Origin of the sequence: Gluconobacter sp. OJA, from assembly GCF_039638325.1 — a bacterium.
Taxonomy (GTDB): Bacteria; Pseudomonadota; Alphaproteobacteria; order Acetobacterales; family Acetobacteraceae; genus Gluconobacter; species Gluconobacter cerinus.
The window spans coordinates 1-13,950 of sequence record NZ_JBDIWI010000009.1; the positions used below are offsets into that span (position 1 = coordinate 1).

The window sequence follows — 13,950 nt, forward strand, 5'->3', positions numbered from 1 at the left end:
GACCCCTTTATGTGTGACCTCACATTAATAGGCCTGAGCATATAAACTGAAACGTGAAACAAAGATCCCAGAAGGGCTTTCGCAACGCCGTTGATCGTGTTTACAATGATAAGACTGTCTCGAACACGTTTGGAAAATATCTCGTGAAAAATAAAGGTTTGGATTTCTAAAATGAAAAAACCAGAAATATCTAATTGTTGCTTGCGTAGAAATATTGCAGACCGACGATTTTCTTTTAAGAACGTGATAGATGAAGACTTATCAAGTAAAATTGTTTTTGGTAGTTCTGGATTGATCGAGGAAGTTGATCATTCCGATAAGAGATATTGGAATACGCATAACGGATCCATCATTATAATGGATGATAAAGGTGTAATTACCTGGGAGTCGACAGAAATAAAGGAGGAAAACGGCATTACTACAGAAGTAGTTTTTTCTAGTTTTTCTTATTCAGAAAAGAAAATATCTTTAGTTCCTACTGAGTGTATTTCTGGTGAATACGAAGAAAAAAAATACATTAATGAAAAAAAAGAAAAAATTGTCTTTCTTAAGACAAACTACAATGTAAGGGCACTTATCCCTCGACTTATTTCCATGTACGATGTTGTAGAAGTCGAAACTTTGGATGAGGCTTTGGGGCATACTGATATTAAAATTTTCTTGAGTGCACTTGTTCTAACTCATATGGAAAAGCAAGAAGAGGTGGCTAATTTTCTTGAAAAAATATGCCAGTTTTTCCCTGTCGCAGTTTTTGTAGAGCCGAGCTCTTATGCTAAGGATTATTTGGATAGCCTAGGTTACAAAAGTCATCATGATAACTATGCCGAAAATCATTTTCTTGGCGAACTTAATGTAAATGTTTTGGCTGATATTGGCAAGAATATAGGTACCTATCGCGTTGAGCATTATGGTGGAATGGCAGCATTTGATATTCGCGAGACATGGATCATACCGAAAAATTGGCCGCATAATATTGATTATTCAGAGTTGGCACATCGTAAAAATTTCACATTTGATCGCCCTGTATTCGAGATGTCGGCTTTCGTTCTGAAGGGCTTTAATGCGCCGGTTTTTGCGCTTGATGTCGATCTGGAACTGATTGAGTTGCAGACAATTCAACCTCATGCAAGAGCCGGTTCTTTTCTATTCAATGGATTCCGTAATGCCAGTGAACTTGGTAAGGAAATTTATAAGACGCCATCAGAACGTTCTGAAGTGTTGCACGGGCGTACAATTCATCCGGCTAAGGTAATCGAGGAGCAGGAAGTCTATGCGGATCATCAAAGAAAAGAAATTTTAAAAAATTGGCAAGATTTATGCAAGTCCGAGTGGCTTGATTTGTCCGTCAACGAACTTCCTCACTGTGTTGTTGGTGGATCAGGATTTATCTTTTCTGACGGTGTTCCGGTTGGAGGGTCAGAATATCTAATACCATATCTATATACTTCTATGTACCAGCCAATTTGGTCCGGACTGCAGAAGCCTCATTTAAATCGACATATACCTGGCGTAGCAATAATAGGGTTTAATCATTTATATGATAATTACTACCATTTCATGGCAGAGGCATTAAGCGCAGCGATCCTATGTTATGATGTCTTTTTTAAAAGTGGTCTTGAGAAAGTAACAATAATTACAGGAAAGAAAAACCAGTTTAGGAGGGAGTATTTTGATATAGTTTTTGGTAAAAATAAGAACGTTGAAATTATTGAGCTTGAACGAGATGAATATGTTACGGCAGACAAGGCATTGTATTGCCGTCATTTAGTTGGAAGATCAACGCCTCAGCCTTGTTTAGTAGCTGAACGTGTTGCTTTACAGGCACATATTTTGAAGAACGTTGAGCTTTTTTCAGTCTCTCCCCCAGCTCGTCTTATATATATATCCCGTCAAGATACAGGAGCGCGATCAATTCTGAATGAAGCTGCGCTAATAAAATGCTTGCAGGGTTTGGGATTTGAAATTTATGTCGCTACAGGAAAGTCTGTACGAGAACAGATTGAGGTCTTCCGCACAGCAAAACTTGTGGTCGCAGGACATGGAGCCGGGGTATCAAATATGTTTTTTGCGCAAAATGATGCGATCCTCATTGAGCTCATTCAAGCCAGTTACCTGAACGTCGGTCCACTGCGGCTTGCACAAATGGCGGGTGTAAAATATCATTCAATGCTTTTCTTTGAGGATGGTGAAAATCACGGATGGTACGTAGATATTGATCGCGTGAAAAATGCAATTAAAAATTTCCTTATTGACTAAAATTAACAGGTAAAAGGTAAATTACTATGGATAACACTATTCTACATATATTTGTTTCGTGTTTTGGCACGGTTCTTTCGGTTTCTAAAGATGGAAGATTGTACCATGCCTTTCCAGAAGAAATAGAACCTAATTTATTCTGTGACATAAGCGGTAATATTATTAAATATCCGGCTAATTTTTTAGAAGCCTCTGATATACGCACTGTATTTGACGGCGGATATTTTTGCTTACGAAGCAAAGACGGTTTTCTTTGCTCAGATATTGGTGGTGCTATAGGATGGCGTCAGCATTGTCTTGAAATGGAGAAATTTACTATTAAATCGATGAACGATTACGCTCAATTAAAAAAAGAAGCTTATCCTTTTCCAAAAATAAGAAAAAGTTTTCATATAAAAAAAGTCATTCATCAGACACATGACGAGAAAAATATTCCCAATGCATTCATAGCATCCGTAGAAAAGTTAAGAACGTTAAACCCTAATTGGGAGTATATTTATTGGAATGCACAAGATAGGCTAGATTTTATATACACTTATTACGGATGGGATATTCTAGAAAAGTACTTAAAGATAAATCCTCGTTATGGAGCGGCTCGCGCAGATTTTTTTCGTTATCTGTGTCTCTATAAGATGGGCGGCGCTTACCTGGATATTAAGTCAAGTTCCAATAATGCATTTGATTCTTTTGTTCATGATGATGATCATTACCTTATTTCTCAATGGCGAAATAAGCCAGGTGAAATTTTTGATGGATGTGGCCTTGGCCCCGAAGTTTCATCTATCGATGGAGGAGAGTATCAACAGTGGAATATAATTTCTGAAAATGGGCATCCATTTTTAGAAGCCGTTATCAACAATGTTTTAGCTAGAATTGGGCGTTATAGAGAAAATTACTACGGAAGTGGAAAGCTTTCTGTTCTTCGGGTTACGGGTCCATATGTTTATACAATGACAATAAGCAATTTACTCGAAAAATTCAGTCATAGATTTTTTGACTCTTACCAATCTGGACTTATATATAGTGACGTAGATAATTATGTTAAATTTTTTAAAAATCATTATTCAAATCAGAATACGCCTTTAATCTTGTAATGCCGGTTTTGCAGTCAGTTTTAAAAAATTATTCTCCTATCGTTGATCCTGAGATTGTAATGAGTTTTTTACAATTGTGGAAAAATGACTTTGTATGCTGCGCCGCGCTATAGCGTCTTTAAGCCCGGATGGATAGGAACTTTCTTAATTTTGGTTTGGTTAGATACCAATATATTAATTTGGCTATGGTTCTAATCTAGATGAAAGAGAAAGTTTTTCGAGCGCTTAACCTTTTTTCTTATCGTCAAAAACATAATAACACGAACTAAAAACTATTTACTGTTCCCGCATTATATATTATATTCAGGAAATAGATCTAATGTCTAAGGATTAGAGATGACTACCTATTTCCCGCTTGGTACAAACTGTACACTTGCGTTTAATCTAAAGCGAGCTGGTCTGCAAAAGGAAACAGGTCTTTTAGACAATTTTATAACTTCATATAGTTCTCTTCTTTATCTTTTTGAGCGTAAATTTCATTTTGTGGATGATAATTTCGGGGACTACCTAGAATTAATACCGCTAGGCCATCATGATAGTGTGATTCATAGGCCAAGCGGCTTAATTCTACACCATGCTTTTGAACGAAATTCGGAAGGTTATATCAAGAAAAACTGGAAAGACGACATAGAAAAGGTGCGGAGTAAATATACATATTTAAGCAACAGAATGAATCAATCAATAATCAACAGCAGAGATCCCATATTTGTAATACATGGAGAGGCATTGAACGGTGAGGAGAGTAGGTCTGCTCTTTTGGAATATCAATTTAATATATCACAGTCGCAAGAAGTTATAAAAAAAATAATTTTGCAAGCTCGAAAGTCTTATGAGCGTTATTTAAGGTTTTCTCTCTTGTCGGTAAGAGAAAATATGCTCGAAAGCGCAAACGAGATTAGCGGCGTATATATAGACAATATTACTTACCACGGGGATTGGTACGAAAATAACCCCATGCATTTCGGGGGCTGCGTGCGCGGGTGGGACGAGGGGATTGCTCGAATGAGCGCGTTAGACTTAGAGAAATCCGATACGATTGATTAATATTGACGTGCCCCCCTTTTTGTATCCACTCAAAAGGAGAGTTCCCGGTTTTTATGGTTTGGGGTTGGTGGGATGACAAGTGTCTCGGGGGCATGCCTCCGAGACACTTGTCTGGCGACCTGATCGGGTGTCCTGCTATCCAATTGGGAATGGGGACGCACCGTATTGTAGTCTTCCCGCCAGTCAGCCACAACCTGTCGGGCATGGCTGAGAGACGTGAACAGCGTCTCGGTGAGGCATTCATCCCTCAACCGGCCGTTGAAACTTTCGACAAAGCCGTTCTGTTGCGGTTTCCCGGGGGCGATATAGTGCCATTCAACCTTCATCTCATCCGCCCATTTCAGGATGGCATGGGATGTGAACTCCGTACCGTTGTCGCTGACAATCATGAGGGGTTTGCCATATCGTTCCACCAGGGTCGTCAGTTCCCGCGCCACACGTCTACCTGATAATGACGTGTCGGCAACCAATGCCAGGTTCTTGCGACTGAAATCGTCGATAACAGCCAGAATGCGGAACCGGCGGCCACAGATCAGGGCATCCGAGACAAAATCCAGACTCCAGCGCTGCCCGGGTTCCTGAGGGATGCTCATGGGAGAACGTGTCCCCAGTGCCGTCTTGCGGCCACCCCGATGGCGGACTTTCAGCCCTTCCTCCTGGTAAAGGCGGAACAGCTTCTTGTGATTGAGACTTAATCCTTCCCGTGCCAGAAGATACCCTAGGCGACGATAGCCAAAGCGGCGTCTCTGGCTCGCCAGATCCCGCAGGCGCTGGTGTAGGGCGGCATCATCTGCCCGGGTGGAAACATACCGCGCAACACGCCTGGCAAGACCAACAAGGGCACAGGCGCGACGCTCACTCACCTCCAGAGCCTTTTGAAGGTGTAGGACCGTCTGCCGCTTTGCGACAGGCGTCACCACTTTTTTCCAACAATTTCTTTCAGTGCCGCATTATCCAGCATGGCATCCGCCAGAAGACGTTTCAGGAGGCTGTTTTCATCTTCCAAGGCCTTCAGCCGTTTGGCCTCGGATATTTCAAGACCACCATAGCGGGTCTTCCATTTGTAAAACGTCGCGTCACTGACTGATCCCGTGTCTGCGGCAAAGATCAGAGACCTTCAGCCCAGTTTCCTGTTCCTTCAGGATCCCTATGATCTGCTCTTCCGTAAAACGACTGCGCTTCATCCGTCCGTATCCTTCTCGAACGGACTCTACTTTTAAATGGTTACATTTCTGGCGGGCACGTCAGTTAAAGCAATTGAATAGACCATTAATCGCACCCGTTTGAGTAAAAAATTGCGCCGTTTCGATCTATGTAAAATATCGATAATATCTACATAAAATAAGTGAAAAAATCTTTATTCATGGGCGAATGCGAGAAAAAGCCACATTGGCAAAGACGGCACTTAAAGCAGTTGTAAGCGTAAGTATGAAAAGAGAAAATGCAGGAGATACTATCGATTGACCTGACAATGCTCCTCTCATCCCGTCAATTCCGTAGGTGAGGGGATTACAGAACGCGAGAACACGGATAAAGGTTGTTTGGCCTTGAAGTGGAAACACAGCGCCTGAGAGATAAAAAAGAGGTGTGACAATGAAATTGACGATTTGAGAAAAACTCTGCGCGTCGCTCATGACGGAACCAAGTATTGAGCCGAAAAAGGCGAAGATCAATGCTATCAAGAGCGCAAATAAGAGCGCGAGCCCAATCTGTCCAGCACCGGGAAAGACATTCCCTGCGACAAGACAGAGTAGACCCACGAGTACCGCCTGGAGCAAGGCCACAGTGGCAACTCCGAGCGCCCTGCCCAGTAGAATCCAGATGCGGGACACCGGTGCCACAAGCGTTTCCTTGATAAAGCCGAACTGACGGTCCCAGAGAAGATCTGAGCCTGAGTAGACGGCATTAAACAGAATGCCTGCGCCGATCACACCAGGAGCGAGAAAGGCGAAATAATTTCCCTCTCCAGCCTTGCGAAAGACAGGTGCAAAGCCAAGGCCGAGAGCTATCAGGAACAGAAAAGGCTGGGCCAACGCCGAGATGATACGCCCGCGTGCACGTAGAAAACTCCGGATCTGTCGTAGCCAGAGACAGTAAAGAACATCCATCATGTCAGGCTCCGGCAACGGCAGAAAGGTCTTCTTCCGCCTGTTTTTCGGCGGTCAGAAACAAGAAGCTGTCCTCAAGAGTTGTTTTTTCGGAGTGACGGATGATGGCGTCCACCGAGCCCTGGATGATAATACGCCCCTTCTTGATCACGGCCACGTTGTGGGCGAAGCGCTCTACTTCATCGAGATAATGGCTGGTCAGGAAAATGGTCGTTCCGTATTCTCTTTGGAGATGCTGCAGATGCGCCCAGAGGATGCGTCTGCTTTTCGGATCGAGGCCAAGCGTAGGTTCATCCAGAAAGACCAGAGTTGGCCGGTGCAGAAGCGCGCGTGCGATCTCGATACGCCGTCTGAGGCCGCCGCTCAGTGCATCGACCATACTGTCACGACGATCTGAAACATCAAAAAGGGCAAGTACGTCTCCGATACGGGCGCGTCTCTCTGCCCGTGGAATCTGATGGAGGACACAATGCATCCACAGATTCTCATGCACGGTCATAGTTTTATCGAGCGTACAATCCTGAAATACTACCCCAAAATGGCGACGTGCGCCCATCGGATCTTTCGCGAGGTCCACACCATTTAATAGGATGCGCCCTTTGTCAGGGGGCAGAAGGGTAGTCAGTATTTTGATGGTGGTAGTCTTACCCGCGCCGTTTGGCCCCAGGAAGGCGAAGGTTTCGCCCGCCGCGACGGAAAAATCCAACTGGTCGACTACTATTTTGCCATCATAAGACTTAAGAAGTGACTCTACGATGATGGCAGGGGGGCGTGAGGTCTGTACGCCCATCATACAGCGTGCTCGGTAGGCATAGGGGGCTTGAGAAGTCCCCAGTGCGCAAGGACAGTAATAGCGCGCCCGATACCCTCTTCGTCCTCAATGAGAGGTGCGATTATTTGGGCTTTTTCTGAAACAGGACGGGTACCGGCCTTGTTGATTGCATGGGCAAGCTTGTCGGCTGTGAGCTTTTTTCTATTAAGGATCATGGGTGTGATCCCGATCGTATTAAGGCGCCAACTCCAATAAAACTGGTCCGCCAGGAACGGGATTATGACCTGCGGCAGGCCAACACGTGAGGCTGCGGCAACTGTGCCTGCACCACCGTGATGTACTGCCATTGCGACACGAGGAAACAGCCAGTCATGCGGAGCATTTTCAATGAAAAAGAGGGAATCGTCCTTCTGCTCACGCAGGATACGAAGCGCTCCCCATCCGGTCGCAATAATGGCTCGTCTGCCTGTCTGGCGGACCGCATCAAGGATCATACGCGTGAAGGTTCCGGGGTTGCCACACATCATGCTTCCAAAGCCGATATATATAGGTTTTGGACCTGCTTCGAGAAACTGCGTGAGTGCTGGGGGAGGGGTCCATTCTGCCGTCTCGTCGTAGAACCAACTGCCTGTCACGGCAATTCGATCAGAAGGCCAGTCGTCTGGCTGTGGCTGAAGATGGCGACTAAAGGCATAAAGCAGATACTGATTAGGAGTATGTTCGTTCTTTCTTGACCACGGACCGCGCCAACCTATTGGAGCCAGATCAAGATCGCGCCGCATGATGGAAACAGGCGCCGACAAGAGCTGCCAGATCAGTAATCTTGCCAGATGAGTCAGAATGAGGTTGGCGGCTCCGGGCAGCGGCAGATTTGGATTGGGCCAGAGCGGCGGAATATGCTTGGAAGGCGTCATCGGCATGAACTGCGCCTGTACGAAGGGAATATTACGTTTCTCGGCAATTGAAGCGCCGAGCGCTGTAGCCGATCCCGAGCCAATTATGAGTTCTGCTCCTTCGGTTGCGGCTAGGGCCTGTTTGACCCAAAGTGGCATCCAGTCGCACAGGGCGCGTGCCATTTGTCTGCCAATACGGAGTTGGTTCCCTGCGTCCATGGCTGCATGTTCTTTTGCCATAAGGTCGGCAAAGTCTGATTCAATGGGGATGAGAGACAGGCCACCATCGACAATGAGCTGGCGATGTCGCGCGGACGTCACAATGTAAATGTCATGCCCCAGAGTGCAGAGACGCCTGCCGAGTGCCACAAACGGCCGGGCATCTCCCTGCGTTCCAATGGTAAATATCACGATTTTCATCAGGAATATCGATTTCGGTTTAGGTCGCGCTGAGCGAAGAAGGGGCCACTTGTCCAAGAGCCAGATGAGAGCAAATCAGACGGGCTACAGCTTCCACATGACCGGGTGTCAGCATGTCACCATGATGGCATGGTAAATCATGAGCGAAAATCTGTCCTGTTGTAAACTCTGACCAAGCCTGCGGGCAATCTGCAACAAGGGTGTCGGTTTTTTGGCTGGCACGTAGGAAAAGGATATCGACATCGGTTTTTGCGGGACGATGAGCGACCAGCATCTCCAAATTTCTATGTGTCACAAGACGTATTTTCTCAGCAAGTTCTGCCAGGTTGCCTGTCTTACTTCGTGGCAAAATTGGAAGGAGAGCAGTGTCGATGCCGGCGAGAAAAAAATCAGCCAAATCATCCAAAGTCTGTGGCTTGGAGACGCCTACTTCTGGATTGATGTGCAGAAACGCGAGCGCTGCCTGGAGTGCCTCGGAGCTGTCCAGTGTTAAAACTCTATCTCCGAGAAGGCTTGGATAGGCGTCGAGTAGCGCAAGTAGGGCAATTTCCTCTCCAGCTTCACGCAGGAAGTAGGCGACACCTTGAGCAATGACGCCTCCCATTGACCAACCGATGATATAATAGGGTCCTTGTGGCTGTATCGTGCGGATTTTCGTGACATAGCAGCGAATTAACGCTTCGAGTGTTTGAGGAGGAGCTTCCTCAAGGAGGAGCCCAGCATTCTGTAAACCGTAGACAGGATGTCCTTCCGGCAGGAGAGGCGCGAGCGCATTAAAGCTCCAGCTTATACCGACAACTGGATGAATACAGAAGAACGGCGGCCTGTCACCGGCAGTACGTATTGGCAATGTTATGGAAAGCGGATCCACTGCGGTAGCTTTCCCCTCGAAGAGGGGGGCCAGAAGGGCAATCGTAGGTGCAGTGAAAACCTGTCCGATGGGTAATTCATAGCCTCGGATAGAGAGTGCGGCTGCCATTTCAACCACCATGATGCTGTCGCCGCCCAGATCGAAGAAACTGGTATTGATATCGACCTTCTCTATATTCAGAAGCGAGCACCAGAGGTCTGATAACATCAATTCGGCTGGCGTCGAGGCGTAGGTCAGAGACCTCACAGACGGTAGTTTCTTGAGGACTTTTAAAGCTGAACGATCGAGCTTGCCACTTGTCAGACGGGGAAGGGCTTCAACACTGATGAACTGGGCAGGCACCATTTGTGGCGGTAAAAGAGCGAACAGTGCCCGTCTTATCTGTGCCGGATCAAGTATCGTATCTGGAACAGCAGGAACCAGATAGGCGGCGAGGAGAGTCTGCGTGCCTGTTGTCTCGACTACAACAGCGGCTTGCAGAATCTCCGGTAAACCTAACAGTGTACTTTCGATTTCATTAGGTTCGATCCGCATGCCGCGTATCTTGACCTGCTGGTCGGCACGTCCAAAAATTGTGAGGACACCGCGCTCGTCGAGCACCGCCAAATCACCTGTGCGATAGGCGCGGGCGGTTTCTGGTTGGTCGGGATCAGGAATGAATTGGCTGATCGTTAGATCGGGACGGTTCAGATATCCCGTTGCGACGCCATCTCCTGCTACCAGCAACTCGCCAATTATACCATCGGGCACTATATTCCCCCACCGATCGATAACATAGAGACGTGTATTGGCCAGAGGCTGGCCTGCTGGAGGCGAATCATTTTCATGCGGGGTCAGCTGACAGGCTGTGGACCAGATGGTCGTCTCAGTAGGACCGTAAAGATTGTAAGCGCCCCGGCCAAGCTTGACCATCTGCCGGGCCATATGAGGTGACAGGGCTTCGCCGCCACTCAGAAAAAGAAGTCCACTGAATACGTGCTCTGCAACAGTACCGAGAGTTGTTTGCCACAATGTCGGTGTTGCCTGCAGGACGGTCACGCGATGATCGATAATTAGCGTGGCTATTCGTTTCGGATCACGGATATCCTGCTGTGTTGCGATTACGCAACTTGCCCCGCTCACAAGAGGAAGAAGAATTTCAAGAACGGCGATATCAAACGTCCAAGCAGTCACAGCAAGAAGCACATCAGCAGCATCAAATGCGAGACGTTCCTTGATGGAGTGCAGGAAATTTCTCAGAGCAGAGCGAGAGACGACTACGCCTTTAGGACGTCCCGTCGTGCCAGAAGTATAGGTGACATAGGCAGTGTCGTCAGGAACGCTTTCGACAGGGGAAGGGGTTGCAGACACTCTGTTAAGAGGGTGCGCAACAAGTGTGTCACTATCAATGTACCAGGCTGTGCGCTGGCAGGCCCAATTGGCATAAGTCGGGTCTGGCAGGATAACAAGGCTGGGCCTCGCATCCTCAAGAATTAGTCTGGCGCGCGGCAGGGGCGCATCGACATCAATAGGAAGCCAGGCAGCACCTGTCTTGATGATAGCTGCTATACACAGGACCATGCGTCGATCACGTGGAAGTGCCAAAGCTACCAAATGGCCCGGACCAATTCCTGTTTCTCGGAGAACGGATGCCAATCGATCAAGATTTTGCAGAAAGCTCTCTCTGGAAAGAAGCGTTGAGGCATCGCTGATGAGCATCGAAGTGCCAGAGCGGATTCCTTCTGTCACGAGCTGGGACAGGGATGTCTCGGGCCAGAGTCTTGCCGTTCGTCGGTTGCGCTCAGCCTGCTGCGCTCTTTCTGTAGCTGTAAGGATGATACATTTTTCGAGGGGAATCTCTGGCGTGGCCAACAACGTGTCGCAAAAACGAAGAATGCGGTTCAGATGAGCATCGAGTTCGCTTTTGGTGTATAGGGCCGGATTGGCATCACACTGGATGCATAGACCGTCCCCATCCTTGCGGTCGAAGACAAAAATCGTGAGATCTTCCATTGCGCCATTACTTAGGTTGGCATTGCGCACGGTTAGATTATCGAAAGGCAGATCATAATCGAATGGTTCGATATTGATTCCAATGCGACTGATCTGGCGCGTCGCGCCGGACAAACCCAAATCGCGTCTGAGGTCCTCGTAGCGATATTGCTGATGACGCAGGGCACCGCGCATGGCTCGCCGTGCGAGGGTGATCATCCCGGTAAAGCTCGTACCAGGCTCGATACGAAAGCGAAGCGCCACAGCATTGGCGACCATCCCGGGCGTCTGTCTGACTGCCCGCGTCGCACGAGCACTCACCGGCATGCCTATTACGAGGTCATCCTGCCCTGTCACACGATAGATATAGCTGACGAGAAGTGCCGTTAGGGTTTGAGGCAAGGTCGATCCGTTGGCTCGTCCCAGCTTAGAGAGGGCTTCTGCCTTGGCACTGTCCATCATTTTCGAGCGGGTGATCGCACCACCATGGTCTCCATTAGGGAGACGATGAGGTCTGAGCGAGAGAGAAACAGGCCCCGGCGCATCACGCAATTGCTCAAGCCAGTAAGCCTTGTCTAGAAAGTAACGCTCGGAAGCGCGATAGACTTGTTCTTGCTCGTATAGTGTTGCAAGAGGTAAAAACCCTGAGCAGGGTATCTCTACACCCTTAAGACGTGCAGTATAAAGTGCTGCTACACGCGCTGCGATCAGACCGCCGGCGAAACCGTCAAGCACAGCATGGTGACAGCAATGGAACCAGATCCAATGTGTTTCACCTACTCTTAGAAGGGCATTCTGCCAGAGTTCGTCTTTTGCCAGATTGAGCGGTGCTCGAAGACGACTTTGCATCCAGTTAAGCGCCAAACTCTCTGGATCTTTTGCGTCTAGGTAATCAATGACTGGACAAGATACTATAATGTTAGGAAGGATTTTATAAAATAGTCCTTTTCGAGTTTGTATAATTCTGGTTCTAAGCGTTTCGGCTTCTACCTGCGTTTGCTGCAGAGCAGAAATAAAGGTTTGTATGTGTAATAAACCATGCAAGTGAATAGCTTCGGCAATATTCAGGTTAGACCCAGAGGGCGCTATGAACTGCGTCATCCAAAGACCTCTCTGTGCCTGAGTTAACGGCAGTGTCTTGTGATAAATCGCGGGTTTCATAGCTGGGTCGAAAGTCCGTTAAAAAAAGATGATAAAATCTATGATATAGCGTTAAAAACACGGTATAGAATGATTGTCCTTCCTTCAATCCGTGTGATGTAAGCATGCTAGAAATTTGTTTGTCTGAAGTTTGTATCCGGGAAGTTGGGCCGTTTATGAAGCACGAAGTGGAGTATCCATCGCGATGTTTTCGGCTTCTGAAAAAAATCGACTGTTCAGTGCCTATGTGTTTAGTCCCGGGATTTGATGGGTTGGGTTGATGATGAATCGATCTGGTTCTGAAGTCCATATTTTGCAGATGTATTCATAGGGCGTGAGACCGTTGAGGGTTTTGAGCCTTCGCCCGAAATTATAGGCTGCCATGAAGTCATTGAGGTGCGTCCTCAACTGCTCATGGCTGTCGTAATGAAAGCGTTTGACAGTTGCTTCCTTGATCGTCCGGTTCATTCGCTCGACCTGACCATTGGTCCAGGGGTGATTGGGTTTTGTCAGGCGATGCTCGATCCCGTTAGCCTCGCAGATCATGTCGAAACGCATGGAACGTGACCATGCGGTGCCCCGGTTACGGGGCTGTTCGGCGAACTGGATGCCGTTGTCCGTCAGGATGGTATGAACCTGATAAGGGACGATGCGCAGAAGATATTCGAGAAATTCCCAGGCCGTTCGTCTGTTGGCTTTGTCCACAAGCTGCGTCACTGCAAACTTGCTCGTGCGGTCTATGGCGACGAAAAGATAAAGCTTTCCTTCGGCAGTCTGAACTTCGGCAATATCGAGGTGAAAGAACCCGATCGGATAACGCTTGAAGTGCTGCCGTTTTGGCTTGTCTCCTTCGACATCAGGCAGACGTGAAATCCCGTGACGCTGAAGACAGCGATGCAGCGCTGAGCGTGTCAGATGCGGAATGGTGGCCTGCAACGCATAAAGGCAATCGTCCAACGGCAGTAAGGTATGCCGACGAAAGGCCACGATCATCGCTTCGTCAGTCTCGGACAAAACCGTTGAACGCGGTTCTTTGGGCCCTGTCTTCTGATCCTCGACAGTCTGACGCTTCCGCCATTTTGCAACTGTTTTCGGGTTGATCCCGAACTCCCTGCTCAGCGCCGCGAGCGAAGCCTGCGATCGCTGTATTGCTGCTCGCACGGCGTGCGTGCTCGTGGCGCTGCCATGACGTATCTGTCCCATAATGCTTCCTTCCACTCGCGTGAAAATACCACACCATCAAATCCCGGGACTAAACACCTATGCTGAACGAGTTAATCAGAGAAATTATAATCAAAGCGGCATCGTTAAGATACCTGGACAAAAGATCTAACGGTTTGAGGAAAAATCTGATTTACTTCCTGCCTGTGGGGTAACCGAG

8 protein-coding genes and 1 pseudogene are annotated in these 13,950 nt (G+C 47.5%); 3 read left to right on the plus strand and 6 right to left on the minus strand.

All coding sequences use genetic code 11. From position 1 onward, the window contains the following. Positions 1 to 171: 171 nt before the first annotated feature. From ABDK75_RS17660 to ABDK75_RS17670, 3 genes are all read left to right on the plus strand, one after another. Positions 172 to 2,256, plus strand: a complete 2,085-nt coding sequence (locus tag ABDK75_RS17660) for a glycosyltransferase 61 family protein (RefSeq protein WP_346006595.1) — start codon at positions 172 to 174, stop codon at positions 2,254 to 2,256. 26 nt (positions 2,257 to 2,282) lie between these two features. Next, on the plus strand, positions 2,283 to 3,350 hold the full coding sequence (locus ABDK75_RS17665; RefSeq protein ID WP_346006596.1) for a glycosyltransferase: 1,068 nt from the start codon (positions 2,283 to 2,285) through the stop codon (positions 3,348 to 3,350). A gap of 336 nt (positions 3,351 to 3,686) precedes the next feature. Next, positions 3,687 to 4,394: a hypothetical protein gene (locus ABDK75_RS17670; RefSeq protein WP_346006597.1), complete on the plus strand. Its 708-nt coding sequence runs from the start codon at positions 3,687 to 3,689 to the stop codon at positions 4,392 to 4,394. A 29-nt stretch (positions 4,395 to 4,423) separates the two neighbouring features. On the opposite strand, the pseudogene ABDK75_RS17675 reads toward ABDK75_RS17670, so the two are convergent. The 6 genes and pseudogenes from ABDK75_RS17675 to ABDK75_RS17700 all read right to left on the minus strand — a co-directional run bounded on the left by ABDK75_RS17675 (position 4,424) and on the right by ABDK75_RS17700 (position 13,772). Continuing rightward, positions 4,424 to 5,578, minus strand: a pseudogene (locus ABDK75_RS17675) (IS3 family transposase). A 177-nt stretch (positions 5,579 to 5,755) separates the two neighbouring features. Next, positions 5,756 to 6,505 carry an ABC transporter permease gene (locus ABDK75_RS17680; RefSeq protein ID WP_346006598.1) on the minus strand — a complete coding sequence of 250 codons (750 nt, stop codon included), beginning with the start codon at positions 6,503 to 6,505 and terminating at the stop codon, positions 5,756 to 5,758. A gap of 1 nt (position 6,506) precedes the next feature. Beyond that, on the minus strand, positions 6,507 to 7,295 hold the full coding sequence (locus tag ABDK75_RS17685; protein WP_346006599.1) for an ATP-binding cassette domain-containing protein: 789 nt from the start codon (positions 7,293 to 7,295) through the stop codon (positions 6,507 to 6,509). Continuing rightward, positions 7,292 to 8,587, minus strand: coding sequence for a glycosyltransferase (locus ABDK75_RS17690; protein WP_346006600.1), 1,296 nt, complete (start codon positions 8,585 to 8,587; stop codon positions 7,292 to 7,294). Before ABDK75_RS17690 ends, ABDK75_RS17685 begins: the two co-directional genes overlap by 4 nt. A 19-nt stretch (positions 8,588 to 8,606) precedes the next feature. Further along, positions 8,607 to 12,590 carry an amino acid adenylation domain-containing protein gene (locus ABDK75_RS17695; RefSeq protein ID WP_346006601.1) on the minus strand — a complete coding sequence of 1,328 codons (3,984 nt, stop codon included), beginning with the start codon at positions 12,588 to 12,590 and terminating at the stop codon, positions 8,607 to 8,609. 222 nt (positions 12,591 to 12,812) lie between these two features. Further along, the gene (locus tag ABDK75_RS17700; RefSeq protein ID WP_130732986.1) at positions 12,813 to 13,772 is read right to left on the minus strand and encodes an IS481 family transposase; all 960 of its coding nucleotides are present in this window, start codon (positions 13,770 to 13,772) and stop codon (positions 12,813 to 12,815) included. Positions 13,773 to 13,950 lie beyond the last annotated feature (178 nt).

Coding starts and splice junctions, on each gene's coding strand:
- ABDK75_RS17680 (WP_346006598.1), bottom strand. CDS start 6,505: ATGATGGATGTTCTTTACTGTCTCTGGCTACGACAGATCCGGAGTTTT.
- ABDK75_RS17660 (WP_346006595.1), top strand. CDS start 172: ATGAAAAAACCAGAAATATCTAATTGTTGCTTGCGTAGAAATATTGCA.
- ABDK75_RS17690 (WP_346006600.1), bottom strand. CDS start 8,587: ATGAAAATCGTGATATTTACCATTGGAACGCAGGGAGATGCCCGGCCG.
- ABDK75_RS17700 (WP_130732986.1), bottom strand. CDS start 13,772: ATGGGACAGATACGTCATGGCAGCGCCACGAGCACGCACGCCGTGCGA.
- ABDK75_RS17670 (WP_346006597.1), top strand. CDS start 3,687: ATGACTACCTATTTCCCGCTTGGTACAAACTGTACACTTGCGTTTAAT.
- ABDK75_RS17685 (WP_346006599.1), bottom strand. CDS start 7,295: ATGATGGGCGTACAGACCTCACGCCCCCCTGCCATCATCGTAGAGTCA.
- ABDK75_RS17695 (WP_346006601.1), bottom strand. CDS start 12,590: ATGAAACCCGCGATTTATCACAAGACACTGCCGTTAACTCAGGCACAG.
- ABDK75_RS17665 (WP_346006596.1), top strand. CDS start 2,283: ATGGATAACACTATTCTACATATATTTGTTTCGTGTTTTGGCACGGTT.